This is a genomic window from Martinezella dioscoreae (assembly GCF_009176305.1).
In the GTDB taxonomy this organism is placed as follows: Bacteria; Pseudomonadota; Alphaproteobacteria; order Rhizobiales; family Rhizobiaceae; genus Rhizobium; species Rhizobium dioscoreae.
In genome coordinates this window covers 105,230-131,657 of sequence record NZ_BLAJ01000007.1, presented here as the reverse complement: position 1 = coordinate 131,657, position 26,428 = coordinate 105,230, and the positions used below count along the sequence as shown (strand labels likewise).

Genomic DNA, 26,428 nt, shown 5'->3' with positions numbered 1-26,428 from the left:
GGCATGCATCAAAGGCTATCTAGCTTGTTCTGCATGGCGCGGAGCTGTTCCTTCAATTCGTCGATGTCCTTGGCTTCGGCCTTGCGGCTTTCCTTGGCCGGCGGCTTCATGAAGGGTGAGAACATCTGCATGGCCTGCTGGAACATTTCGGTGTTGCGGCGGACCTGTTCCTCGACCATCTGCATGGGCAGTTGCAGGTTCTTGCCGAGCGGCGTTTCGCCGAATGCGCGATTGATCTGCTCGCGCATCTGCGTCTGCTGCTCGGTAAAGGCGCGCATCGAGTGCTCGAGGAAGCTCGGCACTACCATCTGCATCTGGTCGCCGTAATAGCCGATCAGCTGCCGGAGGAAGGAAATCGGCAGTAGCGTGTTGCCGGTCTTCGATTCCTGTTCAAAAATGATCTGTGTCAGGACCGAATGCGTAATATCTTCACCGCTCTTGGCGTCCTGGACGATGAATTCCTCGCCCTTCTTCACCATCTCCGCCAGGTCGTCCAGCGTCACATAGGTGCTGGTGCCGGTATTGTATAGGCGGCGATTGGCATATTTCTTGATTACGATCTGGCCCTCATTTTTTGCCATTATCAGTCTCCTGGCCCCGTCTGATTGTATGGAATATTCCTCCACTCCGGAGTGTAGACGCAAAAGAAGCTTGGTGACAATCGGTTTGTGCGATGCGGCAAGGCCTTTCCTTTGATTGGATTTTTTGAACGCGGTGACAGCTTCGTGAAATCTGCTCGATGAAAATTCTTGCTGTTTGACTCAGAAGCAAAGCTTTGACAGTTTCGCCTCATATACGTGTCCATTCTGTGAGGAGGCTTCCATGAGCAGTTCATCCATCGTCGTCGCCAGCGCTGCCCGCACCGCTGTCGGTTCGTTCAACGGTGCTTTCGCGACCGTTCCGGCGCATGAACTTGGCGCGGCCGCGATCAAGGGTGCGCTGGAGCGCGCCGGTGTCGATGCCAAGGAAGTCGACGAAGTGATCCTCGGCCAGGTACTTCAGGCTGGCGAAGGACAAAACCCTGCCCGCCAGGCCGCGATGAAAGCCGGCATTCCGCAGGAGGCGACCGCATGGGGCGTGAACCAGCTTTGCGGTTCCGGCCTGCGTGCCGTGGCGCTCGGCCTGCAGCAGATTGCAACGGGTGACGCGAAGATCATCGTCGCCGGCGGCCAGGAATCCATGTCGATGGCGCCGCATGCCGCGAACCTGCGCTCCGGCACCAAGATGGGCGACATGAAAATGATCGATACCATGATCAAGGATGGCCTGACGGACGCCTTCTACGGCTATCACATGGGCATTACGGCGGAAAATATCGCCCGCCAATGGCAGCTTTCCCGCGATGAGCAGGATCAGTTCGCCGTTGCCTCGCAGAACAAGGCCGAAGCTGCGCAGAAGGCCGGCCGCTTCAAGGACGAGATCGTCCCTTTCACGATCCAGACGCGCAAGGGCGACGTCACGGTCGATGCCGATGAGTATATCCGCCATGGCGCGACGATGGAGGCCATGGCGAAGCTGCGCCCGGCCTTCGACAAGGAGGGTTCCGTCACCGCTGGCAATGCTTCCGGTCTCAACGACGGCGCCGCAGCGGCCGTGCTGATGACCGAGGCGGAAGCCTCGCGCCGCGGTATCCAGCCGCTGGCCCGCATCGTCTCCTGGGCGACAGCCGGTGTCGACCCGCAGATTATGGGGACCGGGCCGATCCCGGCCTCCCGCAAGGCGTTGGAGAAGGCCGGTTGGTCGGTCAACGACCTTGATCTTGTCGAGGCCAACGAGGCGTTTGCCGCCCAGGCCTGCGCCGTCAACAAGGACCTCGGCTGGGATACGTCGATTGTCAACGTCAATGGCGGCGCGATCGCCATCGGCCACCCGATCGGCGCCTCGGGCGCACGCGTCCTCAATACGCTGCTGTTCGAAATGAAGCGCCGCGGCGCCCGCAAGGGGCTTGCCACGCTGTGCATCGGCGGCGGCATGGGCGTCGCCATGTGCTTCGAAGCGCTTTAAAATCAAAAAAGTAGAGCAAGATGTCGTCCGAAAACCGCGGGACATTTTCGGCATCACGCTCTGAGGCGTCTTGAAGGGTATTTCCAGAAGAAGTGGTGAAAGCGGAGCGGGCTACCCGAGCTTCGGGCGTCCCGCCTCCGCAACAAAAAGGGGAGTGGCACATGAGCAGAGTGGCATTGGTAACCGGCGGTACGCGCGGCATCGGAGCCGCCATTTCGATGGCGCTGCACAATGCGGGTTACAAGGTGGCGGCAACCTATGCCGGCAATGACGAGAAGGCCCGGGCTTTCCACGATGTGACGGGTATCTCGGTCCACAAATGGGATGTCACCGACTATGAGGCGTGCGGCAAGGGAATTGCCAAGGTCGAGCACGATCTCGGCCATGTCGACATCCTGGTCAACAATGCCGGCATCACCCGTGACGCCATGTTCCATAAGATGACGCCGCAGCAGTGGCATGAGGTCATCAACACCAATCTCACCGGCCTCTTCAACATGACGCATCAGGTCTGGCAGGGCATGCGCGACCGCAGCTTCGGCCGCGTCATCAATATCTCTTCGATCAACGGCCAGAAGGGGCAGATGGGCCAGGCGAACTATTCCGCCGCCAAGGCAGGGGATCTCGGCTTCACCAAGGCGCTTGCCCAAGAAGGGGCCGCCAAGAACATCACCGTGAACGCGATTTGCCCTGGCTATATCGGTACTGAGATGGTGCTGGCGGTGCCGGAGAAAGTGCTGAACGAGCGCATCATCCCGCAGATCCCCGTTGGGCGCCTCGGCGAGCCTGAGGAAATCGCCCGTATCGCGGTTTTCCTCGCCAGCGACGATGCCGGTTTCATCACGGGATCGACCATATCTGCCAATGGCGGCCAGCTCTTCGTATAAGCAATTCCAGAAGAAGCGCAGGGCAGCTTTTCTCATCCGAAGTTGCGTAAAGGTAATGAGATGGAGCGGTTCGGAACTCTTGCGAGAGGCTGAGCCGCTTCAGACCGTTATGGAGCGGGATGCCGAAAAGTGTCAGGGGATTACAGCGGATTCAGATTTAGGCCGACTCATCCGGCTCTAGGGGTGGACTAAGAGTTCCCATTCCCGGCGTGCAATCATCCCCGGTTTGAATTTGCTTGCTGTCGCTGCCGTGGCTTGAATTCCAGAACGACGGCTTCAAGTGCGCCCTGCTGCTTTTCCTTTCCGCGTGCTCTTGCCGCGCTGGCGAGGGCGTAGAAAGTCGTGCCGATGAGCACGAGTGCTGCAATGCTTGCGATGATTGCGGCCATGATGCCGTTCCTTTCTCAAAACACTGCCACCTTCCCCCGGGCGATGCCGCGGGAAGACGATTTTCCTGAGGGAACGGTTGTTCCGTGAGTTTGTTCCAGAACGCGTCCTGACCGGCCGTAAAGGACGATCGGTCAGGCGATGCTGGCTTTAGCGGCAGCGAGCTTCGTAACGGTGACCATACCGATCGCGGTAGATGCAATATCCGCGACGATCTTCCGAGCGTCCGATGAGGTTGCCGACCACACCGCCAGCGACTGCGCCGACAGCGGCGCCACCCCAGCTATGCGTGGCTACGCCGCCAATCAGCGCGCCAGTACCGGCTCCGATGGCCGTGCCTTTTTCCGTAGACGTGCACGATGCCAATGCGCCGAGGACGGCGATCGCGAGGATGATCTTCTTCATGGTGTAGCTCCCTAGTGTTGCGAGGTTTGAACAACAAACCGCGGATCAAATCCGTCCCATCAATAACAGAATAAGGACAATGACGAGAACAAGCCCGAGACCACCCGATGGGCCATACCCCCACGCCCGGCTGTAACCCCAGCTGGGTAGTGCGCCGATCAGCAGCAGAATCAGTATCACAAGCAATACCGTACCAAGCATGATGTGTCTCCTCCATGTCGATCGCGTGAATATCCCGCCAATATCGCTTCCGATCCGACGTTATCCTTCCAGCGCTCCAGCTCAAATCCGTATCCAGGAACAGGCTGAGTTCCGCAATTCTGTGCAGATAAACTTGCGTGCTCGATAATTGTTCCGGCTAAGAAATAAAAATGCGAGTAGGCGGGGGCCTGGGCTCTTAGGGAAACGTTAGTGCGGCAACGTCATATCGCCGTCGCCGGAGCGATGGGAGATCCGTTTGTATGGTTAAAATATGATTAAAATACAATGGCTTGTGGTGAACGAAACGGGAAAGGACCGATGTCTGTGATTCGTCGGCGATTCGTTCTCTATTTGGACTTGGGCTAACCGCGAGCCTCCTCCAGGTACGCCATCAAGGTGCCGGAAGGGCGAAGTGGAGCCCAGGTGAACCGCATAGATGGTGCTTTCGCCGGCCGATTGGTTAATTTGCTGCAGGTTTGTGGGAGGTTCGTCTATTCATGGCAGTGCTATTTCGCGATGCTGTTCCGACGAAATACAATACGTAGCCGTGAACGAATACGATACCTGCCTCTATCCGCGATTCGTCACCGATTCGTTCCGGCTTTGATCGATGTGTTAATGGCTGCAGCTATTGCGTGTATTTGCTGATTCGTTATAGCTGCGCTCGTTAAAAGGTTAATCACAATCGCAGATTCGGCCGGAATTCGGGTCTCAACCATTCAGAGTCCGGTATGTCCGCGGCCGGGAAACACTAAATATTGTGGAGAACAGAAACGGAACCGCCTGGAATCCGCGATTCGTCTCCGATTCGTTCCGGCTTTGGCCCGGATGTTAACGCGATCCCTTGATTCACGCGAAACTTCATTATTTACAGACCATTAACCATAATGCGATCGGAAATTTCGCTGGCTGAGCATTCTCCGCTTGACTCCTTTTGCGCTGGAAAAGTTACGTAAACAAGATTCAGCATTTGGTGTGAATCTTTTCATTGAAATCCATATGTAGTCGTGAACAAATAAGGAACGTAGTGGAGTCAGCGATTCGTCTCCGATTCGTTCTCAAGCTGTTCCGGAATCGCCGGGACTCGCATGGGATGCAGCCGAAATGTAGCTTATGGTTGAGGCGATCAAATATGAAATCGGTTGTTGTCGTATCTGTTTTTTCATTCGGGTCTTGCCTTTGTCACATATGGTCGTCATCTGTTCGTTTCCTCCAGGAGGAACATGCTGATCGGAAGACGGTAGTTTCTCGCCCATGCACGGACCTATGACTCAGACTTCGCAGCCCATGATCCTGAGCGGACGCGGCGTAACCGCGGTGCTCGGACCAACCAATACCGGCAAAACCCATTATGCTATCGAGCGCATGGTGGCACACGGCAGCGGCGTGATCGGCCTGCCGCTGCGGCTGCTTGCCCGCGAGGTCTATACGCGCGTCGTCGAAAAGGTCGGGGCACACAATGTCGCGCTCGTGACCGGCGAGGAAAAAATATCGCCACCCAATGCGCGCTATTCGGTCTGCACCGTCGAGGCCATGCCGCGCGAGACGCGCGCTTCCTTCGTCGCCATTGACGAGGTGCAGCTTGCCGGTGACCTAGAGCGCGGGCATATCTTCACCGACCGTATCCTGCATCTGCGCGGCCGCGATGAAACCCTGCTGCTTGGTGCCGGCACCATGCGGCCGATTCTCGAACAGCTTCTGCCAGGAATTACCGTTCTCGAACGGCCCAGGCTGTCGCATCTCTTCTACGCCGGGCAGAAGAAGATCACGCGCCTGCCGCAGCGCACGGCGATCGTCGCCTTTTCCGCCGACGAGGTCTATGCAATCGCCGAGCTTATCCGCCGCCAGCGCGGTGGCGCGGCCGTCGTTCTCGGGGCGCTCAGTCCACGTACCCGCAATGCGCAGGTGGCCCTCTATCAGGAAGGTGATGTCGAATATCTGGTTGCGACAGATGCGATCGGCATGGGGCTCAACCTCGATGTCGATCATGTCGCCTTCGCCCAGGACCGCAAGTTCGACGGCTATCAGTTCCGCAACCTCAATCCGGCCGAGCTTGGCCAGATCGCAGGTCGTGCCGGCCGTCACCTTAAGGACGGCACTTTCGGGGTGACGGGGCAGGTGGACCCGTTCGATGACGAGCTGGTGCGCCGGATCGAGGGACACGAATTCGATATGGTCAAGGTGCTGCAATGGCGCAGCAAGGATCTGGATTTCGCTTCGATCGCGGCGTTGCGTGCAAGTTTGGAAGACGCGCCTCGCGTGCAGGGCTTGACGCGGGCGCTGCCTGCGGTAGACCAGCAGGCGTTGGAATATCTGTCACGCGATCTGGAGATAGTCGATCTTGCCAGCAACCCGGCTCGGGTTGAGAAATTGTGGGAGGCCTGTGCGCTTCCCGACTATCGGCGCATCACGCCTGCCCAGCACGCCGATCTCATTGCCGCCCTCTTTTCCGATCTCGTGCGCTATGGCACGGTGAAAGAGGATTTTCTGGCCGAACAGGTGCATCGCGCCGATCGGACGGACGGCGAGATCGACACGCTTTCGGCGCGAATCGCGCAGATAAGGACTTGGACCTATGTGTCGAACCGGCCTGGCTGGCTTGCCGATCCGACACACTGGCAAGAAAAGACGCGGGAAATCGAAGATCGATTGTCCGACGCGTTACATGAGAGGTTGACGAAACGCTTTGTTGATCGCAGGACATCTGTGCTCATGAAGCGCCTGAGAGAGAATGCGATGCTGGAAGCTGAAATCAGTGTGAATGGAGATGTCTTCGTTGAGGGACATCATGTGGGACAGTTGACCGGATTCCGGTTCACGCCTATCGCAGGGACCGAAGGGCCTGATGCCAAGGCTGTCCAGACGGCCTCGCAAAAGGCGCTGGCGCTGGAATTCGAGGCACGTGCCGCACGTCTGCATGCGGCCGGCAACGGCGATCTCGCGATTAGTGCCGATGGCCTCGTGCGCTGGCTCGGCGATCCCGTCGCGCGCCTGTCAGGCAGCGATCATGTCATGCGTCCGCGCGTCATCCTGCTCGCCGACGAGCAGCTGACCGGCAATGCGCGCGATCATGTCGCTGCTCGTATTGAACGCTTCGTGAATCACCACATCAGCACCGTCCTGAAGCCGCTGGACGATCTCCAGCGCGCCGAAGATCTGCAGGGCCTTGCCAAGGGACTGGCCTTCCAGCTGGTGGAGAATCTCGGCGTTCTGTTCCGCCGCGACGTTACGGAAGAAGTGAAGTCGCTGGATCAGGACGGGCGTGCCTCGATGCGCCGTTACGGCGTTCGCTTCGGCGCCTACCATATTTTCGTGCCCGCCCTTCTGAAACCCGCTCCGGCCGAGCTCATTACGCTGCTCTGGGCACTGAAGAATGATGGCCTGGACAAGCCCGGCTATGGCGATCTGATTCCGGTTCTAGCTGCCGGCCGTACCTCGGTCGTTACCGATCCTGGATATGAGCGCACATTCTACAAGCTTGCAGGCTTCCGGTTCCTCGGCAAGCGCGCGGTGCGTATCGACATTCTGGAGCGCTTGGCGGACCTCATTCGTCCGCTCCTTCAGTGGAAGCCTGGCCAGGCTTCGCGCCCCGACGGCGCCTATGACGGCCGTCGCTTCACGACGACGACCGCGATGCTCTCCATTCTCGGCGCGACGCTTGAGGACATGGAGGAAATTCTCAAGGGTCTCGGTTATCGCGCCGATTCGGTGAGGGCGGAGGAGGCTGCGGCCTTCCTCGCTCAGCAAGATGCGGCTGCAACGCCCGCCGCACCAGCTGAAGAAGCCGCAGCCGATAAGGCCGATCATGATGATGCCGACGCTGCGACCGAAGAGCCGGCTAAGGAAACGGAAGCTGTTACCCAGGAAGCAGCTCCGGCTGCGGATGCGTCGGCTGAACCGGTTTCCGTAGCGATTGAGGCCGCCGAGGCTACCGAAGCTGGTGCCGTTGCCGCGGAAGCGGCAGAGACCAAGCCGGTTCTGCTCTGGCGTCTGGGTGGTCGCAATGACCATCAGCAGCGCCAGGGTGGCCGTGGCCATGGCGATCGTCGCGGCCAGCAGGGCGAGGGCCGTGGTCACCAGGGCAATCGCCGCGGCGGCGGCGAGCAAGCCGCTGGTGAAGGCAATCGCGAAGGCGGTCGTGATCGTCGCGACGGACGCGACAATCGTGAAGCTCGTGGCGGCGATAAGGGTCCGCGCGGCAATCGCGAAGGTGGCCGTCCGCAGCATCAGGGCAACCGTGGCGAACGCGGTGATCGTCAGGAGCGCGGCGACCGCAACAATCGCGGCGCATCGCAGCCGCTGCGCTTCGAAGCCAAGCCGCCGCGCAAGGAAAAGCCGATCGATCCGGATTCTCCTTTCGCCAAGCTCGCTGCCCTCAAGGAGCAGATGAAGAAATAGGCCATGACGGACGAGAAACAGCCATTTTCCGGTTCGCGCCAGCGCATCGACAAATGGCTGTTCTTTGCCCGCATGGTGAAATCCCGTTCGCTGGCCCAGCTCTATGTGCAAAACGGCAGTGTCAGGGTGAATGGTGAGCGGATCGCCCAATCGAGCTTCGGCGTCAAGGCAGGCGATCGGATCGAGCTCTCGCTGGAGCGTCGCGATATTGTGTTGATCGTGCGGGCGTCCGGCGAACGCAGGGGGCCATTCGAGGAAGCCAGGCTGCTTTACGAAGATCTGACGCCGCCGCCGGATGAGACAAAACGTCTCACCCCGTTCGAGCAGGCGTTGCGCGCACCGGGCAGCGGCAGACCCACGAAACGAGATCGGCGCGCAATCGACCGCCTCACCGCCGACGACGATTAGAAAACTCTGCCTGTCGCAGGCGGTTTTCAAGATTGTTTGTCCTTGAAATTGGCTGGCAAAGTGGATACCTCACGATCAACCTGCCGGTAACCCGCCGGACGGCGCGTTTGTGCGTGACGCATTCGTGTGCCCGTTCGGCTCCGCGGAGAGGTGCGACGTTCCAGGTTGCGCATCCGCGGGAACTAGAGACATTCCTGGAGTGCTTCATGACATATGTCGTGACCGACAATTGCATCCGCTGCAAATATACCGACTGCGTGGAAGTCTGCCCCGTCGACTGCTTCTACGAAGGCGAGAACTTTCTCGTCATCCATCCCGACGAATGCATCGATTGCGGTGTCTGCGAGCCGGAATGTCCTGCCGAGGCGATCAAGCCCGATACGGAGCCGGGTCTCGACAAGTGGCTGAAGGTCAATGCGGAATACGCCGCCATCTGGCCGAACATCACCGTCAAGCGCGACCCGATGCCGGAAGCCAAGGAAATGGACGGCGAGCAGGGTAAATTCGAGAAATATTTCTCGGCCAACCCCGGCGCGGGCGACTGATCGAAGGTCGTGACAGGCCAGCGATAAAGGTGTAGTCGATATCGCAGAAAGCGAATCATTGCCGTTGGGCCGCTGGTCGGTCAACGTGGCCATTTTGGCGCGCGTGCAGCAAATTATTGATTTCCTCAGATTTTTGTGATAGGTTCCTCATACTGATCCACTGCGGCATTTCGCATGCCCAAAACCATCACGAAAGCAAATCACCAATCCGTACGCGGTTTCCTTGACATATCAACGTATTGTGTTGTCGGGTCCCGGATCGCGATGGATGGGTTTCTGTTTGCATAAGTCTGGCTGGACCAGGATGAAGTGACCCGACGGTACGTCCGTCTCATCCGGGCCTGACTGACCCGGCACCCCGGCCCTAACGGGGCGCGTAACAGGGAGTTTTTGAAAAGAATGACGACCCAGCAGAAAAAACCTTCAGCAGCACGCCACGGCTTCAAGACTGGTGAAGCGATCGTTTATCCGGCCCATGGCGTCGGTACGATCACTGCGATCGAAGAACAAGAAGTCGCAGGCATGAAGCTCGAGCTGTTCGTAATCGACTTCGAGAAAGACAAGATGCGCCTGAAGGTGCCGGTGGCCAAGGCCATGAGCATCGGCATGCGCAAGCTTTCCGAGACGGATTTCGTCGAGCGTGCATTGAAGGTCGTGCAGGGCAAGGCCCGCGTAAAGCGCACCATGTGGTCGCGCCGCGCGCAGGAATACGATGCCAAGATCAATTCCGGCGATCTGATCTCGATTGCGGAGGTTGTTCGCGATCTCTATCGTGCCGAGAACCAGCCGGAGCAATCTTATTCGGAGCGCCAGCTTTACGAAGCTGCTCTTGATCGCATGGCGCGCGAAATCGCGGCCGTCAACAAGATGTCGGAAACCGAAGCCGTTCGCCTTGTCGAGACCAATCTGAACAAGGGCCCGAAGCGCGGCAAGGTCGTCGACGACGACGACTCGCAGGACGAAGCCGCATAAGGCCAAGACGCCACCATTGCTTCAAAAACCCGGCCTTCGTGCCGGGTTTTTTTCTTTGGAACCTTTTCCGTTCTGCCGCGTTTAAGCCTCGTGTTGGCGGTCGGTGTGGGTACTCTCCTGTGGAGAGGGGGTTCCATACAGGCCGTATTGTAGACATTCACGAGGACCGGCCTATGCGTTTTCACTCGAAGCTCCCCGGCGATCTGAAGATGCTTCAATCGTCAGACCCGTTCGATGAGATCGAACTAGACTAGTCATCGATAATCCGGCCAGCCGGATATCGGTTTCCAATTCGCAATTTCATTCATTGATTTCCATCCGAACAGCGATGTTCGGAAGCGATGCTTGCTGCCCTTTTCGTCGACCGCGGCATAGAGACGATTTGAGGCCGAACCTAGGAGATGCATATGACGAATATGTCTGCAGATCGGCGCATGATCAAAGTTGCGATGGCTGCTCCCTATCTCGATCGCGACGAAGAACACGATCTCGCTATTCGCTGGAAGGATCACGAGGATCGTGGTGCCCGCAATCAGATCGCAACCGCCCATATGCGCCTCGTCATTTCCATGGCGGGGAAATTTCGTAATTTCGGATTGCCGATGAGCGATCTAGTGCAGGAGGGCTATGTCGGCTTGCTGGAAGCGGCAGCCCGCTTCGAACCGGAACGGGAGGTTCGGTTCTCTACCTATGCAAGCTGGTGGATCCGCGCTTCGATCCAGGACTATATCCTGCGCAATTGGTCGATCGTACGCGGCGGCACGAGTTCCGCCCAGAAGGCACTGTTCTTCAATCTGCGCCGTTTGCGCGCCAAGCTTGCCCGCAGCAATTCCAGCGTCACCGTCCAGTCCATCCACGAGGAAATCGCCGTCACGCTTGGCGTCAGCCTCGCCGACGTGCAGACGATGGATGCGCGCCTTTCCAGTAGCGACACCTCGCTGCAGGCGCCTTCGATTGCCGGCGATTCCGAAAGCGCCGAACGCATTGATTTTCTCATCAGCGACGAACCGCTTCCCGACGAGCAGGTCTCCGACATGATCGATGGCGAACGCCGTCGCATCTGGCTGGCATCGGCTCTGAAGCATCTCAACGAGCGCGAGATGAAGATCATCCGGGCGCGTCGTCTTGTCGAAGATGGCGCAACGCTGGAAGAACTCGGGGCCGATCTCGGTATTTCCAAGGAGCGCGTGCGGCAGATCGAAAGCCGCGCCCTGGACAAGCTCCGCAATGCGCTTGTCGATGCGGACCCGCGCATGGCAAGCTACGCCTGAGGCAGATCTTCTCCCGGCTGGGAGCGATCTATTCCGAGATAATTTTGACCCTATCGCCCGGCGCAATCGTCGCCCCGGTTGGTAGGGCATTGATCAGTTTGAACAGGTCGAGCTTGCGATCGGTGCCCATCATGCGGGCAGCGAGCGTGGTGATGGTGTCGCCAGGCTTGACGGTGACGACACGCACGCGCAGCGGCTTCAGCGAGGCCGCCTCCTCCGGCGTCATATGCCGGAAGCTCGCGCGCAGGACATTTGCGGTCTGATCGAGCTGGGCGATATTTCCTTTCGGCACTGCCGTCAGGAAACGGAAGATTTGCGTGCGATCGCGGATCACCGTGACATCGAAATCCCAGCGATCGGCGGAGGCGCGCGCTGTCGCGGCCGGCATGCCATTTACGGTGATCGACTGAATCGAATTGGGATCGAGGCCCGTGACCCAGCCGCTGGAAATATAGTTCGTCAGATTCTGGTTTTGGGTATCGGCAACGCCATCGAAACGGATGGCGATATCGCCCGGGCCAGTCGCCATGACGGCTTCAACCTTGTTGTCGATGCGGAAGTCGGGCGGCACGTCGAAGCGGATGCCGAGGCCGCCATGCAGGAAGGTCTGGCCGCGCACATAGCCTTCCTCGGGGCTGTCGCCATAGAGCAGCCCATCGATGCCGTTCAGGTAATAATCGCGGCCGATGTCGCCGACCTTGCCTTCCTCGCCGAATTCGCGGGCATGCGCCTTGGCAAGATCGATCCGCTGCGGCGTGCTCGGGTGGCTCGAAAGGAAGTCCAGGCTCTGGTCGACGTCGGAATTGGCCGACATGAAGCGGCTGTAGTCTTCCATCGCGTTCAGGAAGCGAGCGGCGGCATAAGGATCATAGCCGGCTTGGCCGAGCGTGCGGATGCCGATCTCGTCGGCCTGCAGCTCCTGCTGGCGCGAGAAGGCGGCAAGGCGCAGCTTGCCGCGGGCAAGCGCCTGCTTGCCGGCCAGATCGCTCGACAGGACTTCCGAAACGACGCGGCTAGCGATGACTTCGGCCTCCTCGCGCTTCTGCCTTTCGATGCCGTGGTTGGCGGTGACGTGCGCCATTTCATGCGCCAGCACGGCAGCGACTTCTGAAGCGTCGTTGGCGAGCGCCAACAGGCCGCGCGTGACATAGAGATAGCCGCCCGGCAGCGCGAAGGCGTTGATCGAGGGAGAGTTGAGAATGGTGATGCGGTAGGACTGCTGCGGATTTTCCGACACGCTGGTCAAGGCGCCGGCGATGCGGGCGACGAGCCGCTCGGTCTTGGCGTCATTATATTCGCCGCCATAGCTTGCGAGGATCCGCGGATGCTCGCGAGCGCCCATCTGCGCGCGCGGGTCGTTCTTCTGGACTTCGGAGACGATCTGCGGATTGGCGGAGGGAGAAACGCTCGGCTGGTAGGATTGATCCAGCACCGTCTGGCAGCCGTTCAACATCGCCGCGGCCGTAAGGACGGGGACAAAGCGGCGCAAACGGGCTGCGACGGTCGCATCGATCCTTCGTTGTGCTCGCTTGCTCTGCTTCAGGACCTGCATCCTACTCATTTCGCTGTCATGCCGGCTCGGCGCCAAATCCGGTTGATCCTTACCGGGCCGATCATCGTCGTGCGCCGACAAAGGTTACTTCCGCCCCCATCGATCCGCATTTACCCGGACGGTCTCCACCCCTTGCTGTAGCCGATTTTGGCACCGGTTGCATAGCGAGACTCCGTTTAAATGTGGCGGCGTTGTATTTTAGCAAGCATTCCCCAGGACTTTCAGCCGCTTGCCGCGACGAAATTAAGGCAAAACCGGCGGCAAGATGCTGCGACGCAATCAATGTTGCAGAAATGTGGTCAGTGCCGGAATGCCGTCCGTCTTCAGGAAGGTCCCGATGGGAGCGGCGAGCTTGATGGCGCCGCCATCGATGAAGACGGCGTGGTCGGCAAGGCGCCGCACTTCGGCCGGATCATGCGAGACGATCAGCACCGTATTGCCGGTTTCGCGATGCAGGGTTTTCAGGAGTTCGACCATGCCGGAGCGCAGGCCGGGATCGAGGGCGGCGAAGGGTTCGTCGAGCAAAAGGATCGGCTTGTCGCGCACGAGCGCCCGCGCGAAGGCGGCGCGCTGGCGTTCGCCGCCGGAGAGTGTCCCCGGCTTGCGCGTCTCGAAGCCGGGCAAGCCGACGCGCGCCAGGGCTTGCGAAACCCTTTGCCGGTCCTGCGCCGAGAGCCTCAGCGATGGGCTGATGCCGAGACCGATATTGGTGAAGAGGTCGAGATGAGCAAAGAGGTTGTTGTCCTGGAAGACGAGCGACACGGGCCGTTCAGCGGGATGCAGGCCGGTTACGTCCTGTCCGGCAAGCAGAACGCGGCCTCGATCCGGCGGTTCGAAGCCGGCTAGCAAATTGAGGAAGGTCGATTTTCCTGATCCCGACGGGCCGGCGACGGCGATGATCTTGCCCTGTGGCAAATCACAGTCGAAGCGGAAATCATGGGTGCCGAGGCGCAGCTCGACACCGGCCATGGCAATGCCCTGTTCCTTCATGTCGCGGCCGTCAGCCATGTCGTCTGCTTTCGTCATCGCGTGCACCCTGGCCGGCCGTGCCGGCAATGGTCAGGAGAAGACATACCAGGCCAAGGATCAAGGCATATCCATCGGCATCATTGGTGCGGTAGCTGCCGAGCTTGCTATAGACCAGCCAGGGCAAGGTCATCAGGCTGTCCGAGCCGAAGAGGGCAACCGCGCCAAGATCGCCGAGCGACAGCGCCATGGCGAAGGAAAGTGCCGTGAAGAGCGGCTTGCGCAGGCCGGGCCAATCGATGAGGCGAAGGCGGGAAATGCCGTGAAGGCCGAGGCTTGCCGCCAGACGTTCGGTGCGACGGACATGGACCGCATAGGCTGGCTCGATGACACGGATGACGAAGGGCAGCGCCATCAGCGCGTTGATGACGACGATCAGAATGGCCGCAAAGCTGCTCGGGTCGCCCAAGGGCCGGAGTGCCAGAAACCAGCCGGTCGCCAGCACGATGGGTGGGACCAGCAGGATGAGGGAAGAGCTTCCGCTCAGCACGATTGCCAGGCCGCGGAGGCCGAAGGTCTTGCGGCGATCCGCCGATATCACCGTTCGGGCTCGGATGATCCCAAAGGATGTCAGGACGGCCAGGAGCCCGGCGACGAGCGCAATCGCCAGGCTGGTGGCAGCCGCCTGCAGAAAGATCGGCTGGCCGGCGAGCCTGAAGAGGTTCGCCTCAACGCCGGTAACGACGACCGAGGCGAGCGGCAGGCCGAGAAAGAGCGTGGCCGCCGACAACACAGCGGCATCGATCCATCGACGGGCAGGCGCCTGCCCATCGATGCGCCGCGGGGCGCGGCCGCTGGTGAGGCCATGATCGTCAGGGGCACGAAACAATGTCATGGCGCCGAGGATGACGAGAGTGACGACGATTTGCAGAAGCGACAGCATGACGGCGCGGCCGGGATCGAAATCGAAGCGCAGCGCTTGGTAGATCGCCACTTCAAGCGTTGTCGCAGCCGGACCGCCGCCGAGGATCAGGACCAGTGTGAAGCTAGTGGCGCAGAGCATGAAGATCAGCCCGGCGATGCCGGGAATGAGGCCACGCAGGATGGGCCATTCGATGAAGCGGAAGACCGAGGCGGACCGCATGCCGAGTCCGCCGGCCACAAGCCAATATTCCGCAGGAACACGTTCCAGCCCGGCAAGCATCAGCCTGCTGGCGAGCGGCATGTTGAAGAAGACATGCGCAAGCAGGATGCCGGCAAGACCGTAGATGCTGATAGGATGCGACAGGCCGAGAGTTGCGAGGGCCTGATTGAGCAGACCTTGCCGGCCCCATATGCCGAGCAGGCCGAGCGCGCCGATCAGTACGGGCAGGCCCATCGGCACGGCCATCAACCGGATGAGCCAAAGGCGGCCGGGAAAGCGCGGCTGGCGCGCCAATGCGCGCGCGACCGGAATGGCGAGCACAACGGAAAGCAGCGTCGAGAGTACCGCCTGCAGCAGAGTGAAGCGCAGGACGCGCAGCAAGTAGGGATCTGCCAGGGGATTGGTACCGCCGGAGTCGATGCCGGCGGCGAGCAGAATGAGCACGGCGATCCCGACGAAGAGCACGATGCCGGCGAGGCTGACTGCCCCGCCGGAAATGGCGCGTCTTCGCTCTGGTGCCGTGAGTGTCGTCAAGGCATCAGTTGCCGCTGGTGGCGGCCAGCCATTCGTCGATCCAGGCCTTGCGGTTCTTGTCGACATCGGCGGGGCTCATCAGGAAGGTCTTCGAGGGCACCACGAGCTTGTCGAAGGCGTCCGGCAGCGGCTCCGAAGTGGCTGAAACCGGCATCATCCAATTGCTTGTCGGGATGATGTCCTGGAAGCCCGTGGAGATCATGAATTTGAGGAAGTCGCGCGCAAGCTCCTTGTTCGGCGAGGACTTGATGAGGCCGGCGACCTCGATCTGGATGTAATGCCCTTCCGAGAAGTCGGCTGCCTGATAGCGGTCGGTCTTGTCCTCTATCATATGATAGGCAGGCGACGTCGTATAGGAGAGCACCATCGGCGCTTCGCCCTTTGTGAAGAGGTCATAGGCTTCCGACCAGCCGGGGGTGACAGTCAGGATGCGGCCCTTGAGCTTTGTCCAGGCATCGGCGGCCTTGTCGCCGTAGATCGACTTGACCCAGAGCAGCAGACCGAGACCCGGCGTCGAGGTGCGCGGGTCCTCGATGACGATCTTCTGATTGGGATCGCCTTCGACGAGATCCTTCATGCTCTTGGGGGGATTCTTGACCGTCTGGCTGTCATAGATCACGGCGAAATGGCCGTAGTCGTAGGGCACGAAAACATCGTCCTTGAAACCGCCGGGAACCTTGAGGGCCGAGGTGTCGACGCCGCTGGCATCGAAGAGGCCGGTATCCTTCGCTTCATCGATGAGATTGGTATCGAGGCCGAGAACGACATCGGCCTTGGTGCCCGTCCCTTCCAGCTTCAGGCGGGAGAGAAGCGCCACGCCATCGGTGACGGCGACATAATTGACCGTGCAGCCGCAGGTCTTCTCGAAAGCGGCCTTGACCTTGGCGCCCGGCCCCCAGTCGGCGGTGAAGCTTTCATAGGTGTAGATGGTCAGCGTCTTGTCGGCTGCTTCGGCCGTCTGGGCAGCAAAAAACGACGTTCCGGCGGCAAAGGCCAGGCCTGCGAAGAATGACAATAGCGAACGGTGTTGCATGACAGCGCCTCCTTTTTGGTTTCGTCTTGAAGGGGAAAAGGGCGCTATGATTTCGTCACGCGTCTAATCCCTCCGCCGGTGTTAGCCGGATCAGGTTCCGCGGGTTGGCCGGTGAAAGCCTCTCAGCCGAAATGTCCGAAGGACATAAGGCACCCCGTTAGAGCGTCGGCAGATTTAGCCTTGTGACGAAGGGATGACAAGGGAAATGATGCCCTTGCCGATTGCAGCATGGAGGATTTACTCGGCAGCCTCCGCGACCGCCGGGCTTTCGAATTTCTTCGTCGCCCCCGGAAGCTGCACGTTCTTCAGCATCAGCGCGGTCAAAAGGCCGAGAAGGCAGATGCCGGCGGCGGTCACGAACAGCGGGCTGAAGGCGCTCGCATAGGCATTGGCGACCGCCTCGCGGGTTGCTTCCGGCAAAGCCGCCATCATCTTCGGCGTCAGCTGCTCGATATCGGATACGCCTGATATGGAGATACCAACATTGCCGAGTTTGGCGGCGATGATGGCGCCGTAGATGGAGATGGCGATGGAGGCGCCGCCCATGCGCGAGAGCGTGACGGCACCCGTTGCCGCGCCGACGTCACGGGAAGCCGCTGCATTCTGCACGCCGATGACGGGCACCTGCTGCGCAAGGCCGATGCCGATGCCGTGCAGCAGCATCAGGCCGCCGATGATGACGATGGGCGTACCGGCAGGCAGGAAGGCAAGTGAGCCGAACGCGATGGCGCTGCAGGCAGCACTCGCGACGGCGAAGGGCTTGTAGCGCCCTCTCGCGGCAATTAGCCGGCCGGCCGATAGTGAGCCGCAGACGATGCCGCCGGTCAGGAGAATGAACAGCAGCCCGGCCATCGATGGCGAAAGGCCCGTCGTCGTCTGCAGGAAGAGCGCAAAATAGTTGACCATGCCGATGGCCACGGCGCCGCTTGTGATCGAAATGATCAGCAGAAGGCCGAATGTCGGGTTACGGAACAACGTCATCGGCACGATGGGCTCCGGTGCGCGACGCTCGATGAAGACCCAGGCGATAGCGCAGATCACGCCGAAGGCGATGATACCGAGGCACTGCGGCGACAGCAGAGATCCGAAGAGTTCGCTGCCGTCGGCGGCAAGCACGATGCTCGTCGTCGTCAGCGCAAGAACGATTGCGCCGGCATAGTCGATCTTCGGGCGTCGGGCCGGTTTGCGATAGGGAAGCATGGTAGCAAGGCCGGCCAGCACGATAAAGCCGATCGGGACGTTGACGAGGAAGATCGAACGCCAGCCGAAGAGATCGCTCATCGTGCCGCCGAGAACCGGGCCGATGGCGCCGGAAGCCATGAGCACCAGGCTCGAGTAACTCTGGTAGCGAGCGCGTTCCCGCGGCTCGAAAAGATCGGCGTTGACAGCGAAGATCGAGACCATGATGCCGCCGCCGCCGAAGCCTTGAAGGACGCGGGCGGCGATCAGCGTATCCATCGAGACGGCCAGGCCGCAGACGGCGGAGCCGATCGTGAAGATCGCGATCGCCGTCATCATCACATATTTGCGGCCGAAGAGATCGCCGAGCTTGCCGTAGACGGGCATGACGGCGGAGAGCGAAAGAAGATAGGCTGATCCGATCCAGCCGAAGCGCTCCAGATGCCCGAATTCGCCGACGATCGTCGGCAGTGCCGTCGAGACGATCTGGTTATCCAGAGTTGCCATGAACATGGCGGTCATCAGAAACAGGAAAAGAATAAGCCGCCGCTTATGATCCGCCACGAGCGGCGTGAAGCTTGTCTGCATGTCCATGGGGCAGGAAATCCGAACTTGGCCGAAACGTTGCGCGGTCGATCGAATGCGCGGGACGCCCGGTTTTCACAGTTGAGATATATGTGCCATTAGCATATAAATGTCAACAACAGGTGAATGCTGTTTGCATGTTTTATTTCTTTACCGCCTCTGATATGGTGGAAAGATGACATCTGCGACGAATACACGTGAAATTGAAGCCCAGGCTCTGACCGACGACGAGAATCTCCTGCGTATCGGCCATGCGATGACGCGCATGCGCCTACTGACAGGTCGCCGCATGATCGGCAGGCTTGCCATTCAGAGCGTCGCGCCGGGACTCGAGCTGTCTCATCTTGACGTGCTCGATGTTGTGCGGCGGGCGGAAGAGACGGGCGAAGTCACCGTCGGCACGATTGCCGAGATGCTGCGGATCGATCCGTCGCGGGCGAGCCGCATCGTTGCCGACATGGTGACGCGCGGCGTGTTGCGACGCAAGGCGTCGCAGGCGGATGCGCGGCGCATCGTGGTGGTGTTGACCGCGCTCGGGCAGCGATTGCTGTCGGAGATCCAGGCGCAGAAATATTCCGTCATCGGCAGCATCTTCGCCGATTGGACGCCGGAGGAAATCGAGAATTTCTCGCTGCTGTTCGACCGCTACGTCAGCGGCTACGAGCGGGTTTTCCAGGCGCGCATCAAGGAAACGGACGACTGAGCGGTTGTCGCGGTTGTTCTTGAGCATGGCGCTCTTCCCTAGGGATACGACTTTGCGCTATGGGCTTGCCTCATGAGCCAGTCCACCACCTTCACCATCCTGCTTGGCGGCGAGCTTCGCCTGACGGAGCGATTGCGCGATGCGGTTTCCGGCAGCCGTTTCATCGCGGCCGATGGCGGCATGCGCCATGCGCTCGCGCTCGGGGCGGAGCCGGAGCTGTGGGTCGGCGATTTCGATTCCACGCCTGCCGATCTGCAGGGGGCCTTTCCGAATGTTCCAAGGCAACCCTATCCGGCGGCGAAGGCAGCGACTGATGGCGAGATCGCCGTTTCGGAAGCGATCGATCGCGGTGCCACGAGGCTGATCCTTGCCGGTGCCATGGGCGGCGAGCGGTCGGATCACGCGATCCAGCACCTGCTTTACGGCGTGCATCTGGCCGAAAAGGGCTTCGATATCTTCCTGACCTCCGGTGACGAGGAGGCGGTGCCGCTTCCGCCGGGTGAACTCACGCTGGCGCTGCCGGCTGGCTCGCTGTTTTCGGTCCTCGGATTCAGCGACCTGACAGGTCTCTTCATCGAGAATGCCCGTTACCCCTTGCACGATTTTCATTTGCCCTTCGGCGCGTCGCGCACCATTTCCAATGTGGCGGAAGGCGACGTGCGCTTCTCGCTCGGCAGCGGGAGGGCCATCGTTCTTGCCCGCCCTTATGACCTTTCCGGAGTCTGATCTTGGCCCCTCCCATTCTGAAACTCGACGACATCTTCCTGAGCTTTGGCGGTGCGCCATTGCTCGCCGGTGCCGACCTGCAGGTGGAGCCGGGTGACAAGATCTGCCTTGTCGGACGCAATGGTTCCGGCAAGTCGACGCTCCTGAAGATCGCCGCTGGTCTTGTCGAGGCGCAATCGGGCGAAGTCTTCCGTCATCCGTCATCGACCGTGCGCTATCTCGAGCAGGCACCGGATTTTGCCGGTTACAAGACGGTTGCCGCCTATGCCGAAGCCGGCCTCGGGCCTGGTGATGATCCCTATCGCGTCACCTATCTGCTCTCTCATCTTGGTCTGACCGGCGAAGAGGATCCGAAGAATCTTTCCGGCGGGGAAGCACGCCGTGCAGCGCTTGCCCGTGTTCTGGCGCCGGAGCCGGATATCCTGCTGCTCGACGAGCCGACGAACCATCTCGACCTGCCGACCATCGAGTGGCTGGAAGGCGAACTGCAGAAGAGCCGCAGCGCACTCGTGCTGATCTCGCACGACCGTCGCTTCCTTGAAAAAGTGTCGACCGCGACCGTTTGGCTGGACCGCGGCACCTCGCGCCGGCTGGATAAGGGATTTGCCCATTTCGAGGCCTGGCGCGATCAGGTGCTGGAAGCCGAGGAGCTGGAGCAGCACAAGCTCGGCAAACAGATCGAGCGCGAGGAGCACTGGCTGCGCTACGGCGTGACGGCGCGGCGCAAGCGCAACATGCGCCGCCTCGGCGAGCTTCAGGATATGCGTTCGCGCTACCGCGGCCATAGAGGTGCTTTGGGCACCGTACAGGCGGCTGCTTCCGATGCGCAGGAAAGCGGCAAGCTGGTGATCGAGGCGGACAAGATTACCAAGGCTTATAATGAGCGGGTCATCGTCGCGCCCTTTTCGATCCGTGTGCATCGCGGCGATTGCATCGGTCTCGTCGGCCCGAACGGCGCGGGCAAGACGACGCTTCTGAAGATGCTGACGGGTCAGCTGGAGCCTGATAGCGGCACGGTGAAGCTCGGCACCAATCTGGAGATCGCGACGCTCGACCAGAAGCGCGAGGAGCTGAACCCGGAAGATACGCTCGCCAACTATCTGACCGATGGTCGCGGCGAGAACCTGCTCGTCAATGGCGAGCAGCGGCATGTGACCGGCTATATGAAGGAATTCCTCTTCCAGCCCGAACAGGCGCGCACGCCGATCAAGAACCTCTCCGGCGGCGAGCGCGCCCGGCTGATGCTGGCGCGCATCCTGTCGCGGCCCACCAATCTCCTGATCCTCGACGAACCGACGAACGATCTCGATATCGAGACGCTCGACCTGCTGCAGGAAATCGTGTCCGGCTTTGCCGGCACGGTCATCCTCGTCAGCCACGATCGTGATTTCCTCGACCGTACCGTGACCTCGACGATTGCGCCCGCCGATCCCGAAGATCCGGACGGCCGCTGGATCGAATATGCCGGCGGCTATTCCGACATGCTTGCCCAGCGGAAGGGCGCTATCGAGGAACGCAGGCGGGCTGAAAAGGCGGCCGAAAAGCCGAAGTCGGCCGAAGCTTCGGCGTCGGCTTCCGAGGCTTCGAAGGGCAAGGGCAAGCTTTCCTACAAGCAGAAATTCGCGCTCGAAAACCTGCCGAAGGAAATGGCCAAGGCGGAAGCTGAGATTGCTGCTCGCGAGAAGAAAATGGCCGATCCGAACCTCTTTTCCAAGGATCCGGCAACCTTCAACCGCCTTGCTGCGGAGATGGAAAAGCTGCGCGAAAGCCTGACCAGGATGGAAGAAGAATGGCTGGAGCTCGAAATGCTGCGCGAGGAGCTGGAGGGCTAAGGCCCATATCCGCTCATCCTATGCGCGTCTTTACTATGCAGAAAAAACAATCGGTTGCGCTCGGTCGCAGCCGGTTCATTCCCTGTTGTCGAATCCGATAAACCGTTTATACATTAACGCATGCTGCCGGACGATGGGCCGGTTGATACCCCCGGGCCGACGTGGCCCGTGGCGCATGTTGGGGAAGTCCGAAGCGGCCTGATTGGATTGCGCCTGATGGCGACAGGTTCTTCGTAGAAAGTTGCAGACAAATTTCGTGAGCGCTTACCGTGATGACGGCGCCTGATGCCGCATGCGGTTTTTCGAGGGGGCCTTCATGCCGATGCTGCCGCGTGCCGTGTTATTCAGCTGTGTTCTTGCCGTTTTTTCGGGCGCCCAGGCGCTGGCGCAGGGTGCGCCGCCGGCTCCGCCCGTCACGGTTGCCAAGCCCATCGTCCGAGATGTTGTCGACAGCGACGAGTTCATTGGGCGCTTCCAGGCGGTCGATGAAGTTTCTGTGCGCTCGCGGGTCGGCGGCTATCTGCAGGAAGTGCATTTCAAGGATGGCGCCATGGTCAAGCAGGGCGACCTGCTTTTCGTCATCGACCAGCGGCCATTCGTGACCGCACTGAACGAATCGACGGCGTCGCTGGAAGTCGCGAAGTCGTCACTGACGCTCGCCGATGCACAATTCAAGCGCGCGCAATCGCTGTCGACAACGGGCAGCCAGTCGGCGTCGACCCTCGACGACCGCCGCCGCGATCTCGTTTCCGCCGAAGCGAATGTGCGTGGCGCGCAGGCCGCTGTCGATCGCGCCAATCTCGACATGGATTTCACCAAGATCACCGCACCGCTCAGCGGCCGCATCGACCGCCGGCTGATTTCCGTCGGCAATCTCGTGCAGGCCGATCAGACCGTGCTGACGACCATCGTGTCGCTCGATCCCATCGATTTCTATTTCGACGTCGACGAGCGCCGGCTGCTCTCCTATGCCGATGAGGCTCGTAAGAACGGCAGTGCCCTCCAGCAGGGCGGCGGCGGGCTGGATGTGACCGTGACCATCGCCGATTCCCGCCAGAAGCCGTTCAAAGGCAAGCTCGATTTCGCCGAAAACCGCGTCGACAACGAAACGGGCACGATCCGTGTCCGCGCCCGCTTCCCGAACCCTGATTTCATCCTGCAGCCCGGCCTGTTCGGACGCGTTCAGGTACAAGGCTCGAACAGCTACAAGGCGATCCTGATCCCCGACGAAGCTATCGGCTCGGACCAGAATCAGCGCGTCGTCTATGTCGCCGATACCGCCGGCAATATCACGCCGAAGCCGGTGCGCCTCGGGCCGAAGCTCTATGGCTATCGCGTCATCCGTGACGGCATGACCGGCGACGAGACGATCGTCGTCAACGGGCTGATGCGGATCCGGCCCGGCGTCAAGGTGACGCCGCAGCTGATCGAGCTGCCGCAGCAGGCGACGAACGACGAGCCGCCGGCCCAGGCCGATGCACAGGGGACCAGCCAATGAGGTTTTCCCACTTCTTCGTCGATCGGCCGATTTTCGCATCGGTCCTCTCCATCGTGCTGCTGATCGTCGGCGGCATCGCTTATTTCCAATTGCCGGTAGCGCAATATCCCGAGGTCGCGCCTCCTACCATCGTCATTCGCACCTCCTATCCCGGTGCCGACGCCCAGACTATCGCCGATACGGTGGCGACGCCGATCGAGCAGGAGGTCAACGGCGTTGAGGACATGCTCTACATGTCCTCCTATTCCAGTGCCGACGGCTCCATGTCGCTGACGGTAACCTTCAAGCTCGGCACCGATCTCGACAAGGCGCAGGTGCTGGTGCAGAACCGCGTCGCCATCGCAGAGCCGCGCCTGCCCGACGACGTCCGCCGCATCGGCATTACGACAGTCAAGAGCTCGCCCGACCTGATGATGGTCGTGCATCTCTTGTCGCCGAATAATCGTTACGACCAGCTCTATATTTCCAACTATGCGCGTACGCGCATCCGCGACATTCTCGTCCGTCTGGACGGTGTTGGCGACGTGCAGCTCTTCGGCGAACGGCAATATTCGCTGCGCATCTGGCTCGATCCGGAAAAGCTCGCGGCCTACGGCATGACCGCCGGCGATATCGTGCAGGCGCTGCGGGATCAGAACGTGCAGGTTTCGGGCGGCGCGATCGGCGGGCCGCCGGTTTCGGGCACCAACGCCTTCCAATACACCGTCACGACCCAGGGGCGCTTTTCCGACGCACGGCAATTCCGCTACGTCATCGTCAAGGCAACCGGCAACGGGCGTCTCGTGCAGTTGCAGGATGTTGCGCGCATCGAGCTCGGCGCCCAGGATTACGTCACCAACAGCTATCTGAACGGCAGCCCGGCGGTGGCGCTCGGCGTCTTTGCCCGGCCCGGCACCAATGCGCTCGCCGCCGCCGCCGATATCCAGAAGACCATGGAGGACTTGTCGCAGGATTTTCCGCAGGGGCTGGAATACCGCATCATCTACAACCCGACGGAGTTCATCGCCGAGTCGATCCACGAGGTCTACAAGACGATCTTCGAGGCGGCGGTTCTCGTCGCCATCGTTGTGCTGGTTTTCCTGCAATCCTGGCGAACGGCGATCATTCCGATTGTCGCAATCCCCGTTTCGCTGATCGGCACTTTCGCCTTCCTGCTCGCCTTCGGCTTCTCGCTGAACATGCTGACACTGTTCGGCCTGGTGCTCGCCATCGGTATCGTCGTCGACGATGCGATCGTGGTGGTGGAGAATGTCGAGCGCAACCTCGCACTCGGCATGACGCCGAAAGAGGCGTCACATGTGACCATGAACGAGGTCGGTACGGCCGTGCTGGCAATCTCGCTGGTGCTGATTGCGGTCTTCGTGCCGACAGCCTTCATTCCCGGCATTTCCGGGCAGTTCTACCGGCAGTTCGCGGTGACGATCTCGGTCGCGACGGCGATTTCCTGCTTGAACTCGCTGACGCTCTCGCCGGCGATCGCCGCGATCGTCCTTCGTCCGCACAGCCACGAGAAATCCAACAATATCTTCGCGCGCTTCGGCCGTGCCCTGGGTGACGGGTTCAATCGGGGTTTCGAGCGAATGAGCCGCGGCTATTCCTGGATCGTCCGCCACCTCGTCACGACGTGGGCGGCTCTCGCCTGCGCGCTTCTCGTCTTTGCCGGGCTGCTCGCCGGCACATGGTATATGGGCCGGATCGTGCCACAGGGCTTCGTTCCCACCATGGACCAGGGCTATGCCATCGTCGTCGTGCAGCTGCCTGATGGAGCCTCGCTGGCCCGCACCAACGCCGTCATCCAGAAGGCGACCGATATCATCAATAAGACGCCCGGCATCGCCAATGCGGTTGCCTTTGCCGGCTTCAACGGTGCAACCTTCACCAATGCCTCGAATTCGGGTGTCATCTTCACGCCGTTCAAGCCATTCGAGGAGCGGTTGAAGAGCGGCGACACGGCCACCAAGATCATCGGCCAGCTCTTCGGTAGCCTGCAAGGCATCGAGGAGGCTTTCATCATCGCCATTCCGCCGCCGTCGATCCGTGGCATCGGCAATTCCGGCGGCTTCAAGATGCAGATCATGGACCGGGAAAATGCTGACATGCGCCGCATCCTGCCGCTCGCCTATCAGATGATGGGTGTTGCCGCGCAGAATAAGGGCGTCAGCGGCGTCTTCACCACCTTCTCGGCCAACAGCCCGCAATATTTCCTGGCGATCGACCGCGACAAGGCGCGGGCGCTCAACGTGCCGATCCCGAATATCTTCGAGACGCTGTCGATCAATCTCGGCACGTCCTATGTCAACGACTTCAATGCCTTCGGCCGCGTTTATCAGGTGCGGGCGCAGGCCGATCAGCAATATCGCATGGACCGCGAGGATATTCTGGCGCTGAAGGTGCGTTCGGCGACCGGAGCGCTCGTACCGCTCGGCACGCTGGTCGATATCCGGGATACGACCGGGCCGACGCTGGTGCAGCGCTATAACATGTATGTCTCGGTCCCCCTTCAAGGTAATCCGGGGCCGGGTGTCTCTACCGGCTCGGCCCTCGATATCATGGAAGGGCTGGCGAAGAACCTCCTGCCTTCGGGCACGACTTTCGAATGGACGGAGCTTGCCTATCAGGAAAAGCATACCGGCAATACCGCGATCTATATCTTCGCCCTGTCGGTCATCTTCGTCTTCCTGGCGCTGTCGGCGCAATATGAAAGCTGGATCCTGCCGCTTGCGATCATTCTCATCGTGCCGCTGGCGGTTCTGGCGGCGCTGATCGGCGTGCATCTGAGGGGGATGGACAACAATATCCTCACGCAGATCGGGCTTATCGTGCTGATAGGCCTTGCGGCCAAGAACGCGATCCTGATCGTGGAGTTTGCCCGACAAGCGCAGGCTGAGGGAAAGAGCGCCGTCGAGGCGGCCATCGAGGCCAGCCACCTGCGTCTGCGTCCGATCTTGATGACGGCCTTCGCCTTTATCTTCGGCGTCGTGCCGCTGATGATTGCCACAGGCCCCGGCGCGGAAATGCGGCAATCGCTCGGTACGGCCGTCTTTTCGGGCATGCTCGGCGTGACGCTGTTCGGTCTGTTCCTGACGCCGGTTTTCTATGTCGTTCTGCGCCGGCGGCGCAAGCAGGCGGAAGCCGCGCAGGAGCCCTCGGCCACCGATGCCGCGGCACAATGATGCCTGACCAAGCGGCTGGGTGTTT

At 60.6% G+C, this 26,428-nt stretch carries 21 protein-coding genes and 1 riboswitch; of the genes, 12 read left to right on the top strand and 9 right to left on the bottom strand.

Annotation, left to right across the window (positions count from 1 at the left end):
• Window positions 1-8: 8 nt before the first annotated feature.
• Window positions 9-581: a polyhydroxyalkanoate synthesis repressor PhaR gene (phaR, locus tag GDN47_RS24530; protein ID WP_069611531.1), complete on the bottom strand. Its 573-nt coding sequence runs from the start codon at window positions 579-581 to the stop codon at window positions 9-11.
• 241 nt (window positions 582-822) lie between these two features.
• Here phaR and GDN47_RS24525 point away from each other — a divergent pair, with 241 nt between their 5' ends.
• Together GDN47_RS24525 and GDN47_RS24520 are read left to right on the top strand one after the other, a co-directional pair.
• Complete coding sequence (locus tag GDN47_RS24525) at window positions 823-2,004, top strand: acetyl-CoA C-acetyltransferase (protein ID WP_112724156.1); 1,182 nt, start codon at window positions 823-825, stop codon at window positions 2,002-2,004.
• Window positions 2,005-2,165: 161 nt separating this feature from the next.
• Complete coding sequence (locus GDN47_RS24520) at window positions 2,166-2,891, top strand: beta-ketoacyl-ACP reductase (RefSeq protein WP_069611533.1); 726 nt, start codon at window positions 2,166-2,168, stop codon at window positions 2,889-2,891.
• A gap of 215 nt (window positions 2,892-3,106) precedes the next feature.
• Here the strand turns inward: GDN47_RS24520 and GDN47_RS32120 are convergent, their stop codons facing one another.
• The 3 genes from GDN47_RS32120 to GDN47_RS24510 form a co-directional block, all read right to left on the bottom strand.
• Complete coding sequence (locus GDN47_RS32120) at window positions 3,107-3,280, bottom strand: hypothetical protein (protein WP_173002557.1); 174 nt, start codon at window positions 3,278-3,280, stop codon at window positions 3,107-3,109.
• A 148-nt stretch (window positions 3,281-3,428) separates the two neighbouring features.
• Window positions 3,429-3,683 (bottom strand): YMGG-like glycine zipper-containing protein, encoded by a 255-nt coding sequence (locus GDN47_RS24515; protein ID WP_113389778.1) that lies wholly within the window; start codon window positions 3,681-3,683, stop codon window positions 3,429-3,431.
• Between the two features lie 45 nt (window positions 3,684-3,728).
• Entirely contained in the window at window positions 3,729-3,884 is a 156-nt protein-coding gene (locus tag GDN47_RS24510) for a DUF3309 family protein (protein WP_075853478.1), read from the bottom strand.
• Between the two features lie 1,266 nt (window positions 3,885-5,150).
• Between GDN47_RS24510 and GDN47_RS24505 the strand changes: the two genes are divergently transcribed.
• From GDN47_RS24505 to GDN47_RS24485, 5 genes are all read left to right on the top strand, one after another.
• Window positions 5,151-8,282: a helicase-related protein gene (locus GDN47_RS24505; protein WP_152094439.1), complete on the top strand. Its 3,132-nt coding sequence runs from the start codon at window positions 5,151-5,153 to the stop codon at window positions 8,280-8,282.
• Between the two features lie 3 nt (window positions 8,283-8,285).
• Window positions 8,286-8,690, top strand: coding sequence for an RNA-binding S4 domain-containing protein (locus GDN47_RS24500; protein ID WP_113389779.1), 405 nt, complete (start codon window positions 8,286-8,288; stop codon window positions 8,688-8,690).
• A gap of 206 nt (window positions 8,691-8,896) precedes the next feature.
• Entirely contained in the window at window positions 8,897-9,235 is a 339-nt protein-coding gene (fdxA, locus tag GDN47_RS24495; protein WP_069611537.1) for a ferredoxin FdxA, read from the top strand.
• A 399-nt stretch (window positions 9,236-9,634) separates the two neighbouring features.
• A complete protein-coding gene (locus GDN47_RS24490) occupies window positions 9,635-10,207 on the top strand; it encodes a CarD family transcriptional regulator (protein ID WP_069611538.1) in 573 nt (190 codons plus the stop codon).
• A 407-nt stretch (window positions 10,208-10,614) separates the two neighbouring features.
• Window positions 10,615-11,478 (top strand): RNA polymerase factor sigma-32, encoded by an 864-nt coding sequence (locus GDN47_RS24485; protein ID WP_113352721.1) that lies wholly within the window; start codon window positions 10,615-10,617, stop codon window positions 11,476-11,478.
• Between the two features lie 28 nt (window positions 11,479-11,506).
• Here the strand turns inward: GDN47_RS24485 and GDN47_RS24480 are convergent, their stop codons facing one another.
• The 5 genes from GDN47_RS24480 to GDN47_RS24460 form a co-directional block, all read right to left on the bottom strand.
• Complete coding sequence (locus GDN47_RS24480; RefSeq protein ID WP_233790103.1) at window positions 11,507-12,931, bottom strand: M48 family metalloprotease; 1,425 nt, start codon at window positions 12,929-12,931, stop codon at window positions 11,507-11,509.
• A 378-nt stretch (window positions 12,932-13,309) separates the two neighbouring features.
• Window positions 13,310-14,038, bottom strand: a complete 729-nt coding sequence (locus GDN47_RS24475; protein WP_113421230.1) for a thiamine ABC transporter ATP-binding protein — start codon at window positions 14,036-14,038, stop codon at window positions 13,310-13,312.
• The gene (gene thiP, locus GDN47_RS24470) at window positions 14,031-15,740 is read right to left on the bottom strand and encodes a thiamine/thiamine pyrophosphate ABC transporter permease ThiP (protein ID WP_152094438.1); all 1,710 of its coding nucleotides are present in this window, start codon (window positions 15,738-15,740) and stop codon (window positions 14,031-14,033) included. Before thiP ends, GDN47_RS24475 begins: the two co-directional genes overlap by 8 nt.
• Entirely contained in the window at window positions 15,679-16,707 is a 1,029-nt protein-coding gene (thiB, locus tag GDN47_RS24465) for a thiamine ABC transporter substrate binding subunit (protein ID WP_113421228.1), read from the bottom strand. The genes thiP and thiB overlap by 62 nt, the downstream gene beginning before the upstream one ends.
• A 50-nt stretch (window positions 16,708-16,757) precedes the next feature.
• Window positions 16,758-16,874: riboswitch (TPP riboswitch) on the bottom strand.
• 70 nt (window positions 16,875-16,944) lie between these two features.
• Entirely contained in the window at window positions 16,945-18,480 is a 1,536-nt protein-coding gene (locus tag GDN47_RS24460) for an MDR family MFS transporter (protein WP_113389785.1), read from the bottom strand.
• Between the two features lie 166 nt (window positions 18,481-18,646).
• Here GDN47_RS24460 and GDN47_RS24455 point away from each other — a divergent pair, with 166 nt between their 5' ends.
• The 5 genes from GDN47_RS24455 (at window position 18,647) to GDN47_RS24435 (ending at window position 26,403) form a co-directional block, all read left to right on the top strand.
• Complete coding sequence (locus tag GDN47_RS24455; RefSeq protein ID WP_113331467.1) at window positions 18,647-19,174, top strand: MarR family winged helix-turn-helix transcriptional regulator; 528 nt, start codon at window positions 18,647-18,649, stop codon at window positions 19,172-19,174.
• Window positions 19,175-19,246: 72 nt separating this feature from the next.
• A complete protein-coding gene (locus tag GDN47_RS24450; RefSeq protein ID WP_113352716.1) occupies window positions 19,247-19,900 on the top strand; it encodes a thiamine diphosphokinase in 654 nt (217 codons plus the stop codon).
• A gap of 2 nt (window positions 19,901-19,902) precedes the next feature.
• A complete protein-coding gene (locus GDN47_RS24445; protein WP_113421226.1) occupies window positions 19,903-21,732 on the top strand; it encodes an ABC-F family ATP-binding cassette domain-containing protein in 1,830 nt (609 codons plus the stop codon).
• A 322-nt stretch (window positions 21,733-22,054) separates the two neighbouring features.
• Entirely contained in the window at window positions 22,055-23,230 is a 1,176-nt protein-coding gene (locus tag GDN47_RS24440) for an efflux RND transporter periplasmic adaptor subunit (RefSeq protein ID WP_173002563.1), read from the top strand.
• Entirely contained in the window at window positions 23,227-26,403 is a 3,177-nt protein-coding gene (locus GDN47_RS24435; RefSeq protein ID WP_113352714.1) for an efflux RND transporter permease subunit, read from the top strand. The genes GDN47_RS24440 and GDN47_RS24435 overlap by 4 nt, the downstream gene beginning before the upstream one ends.
• Window positions 26,404-26,428 lie beyond the last annotated feature (25 nt).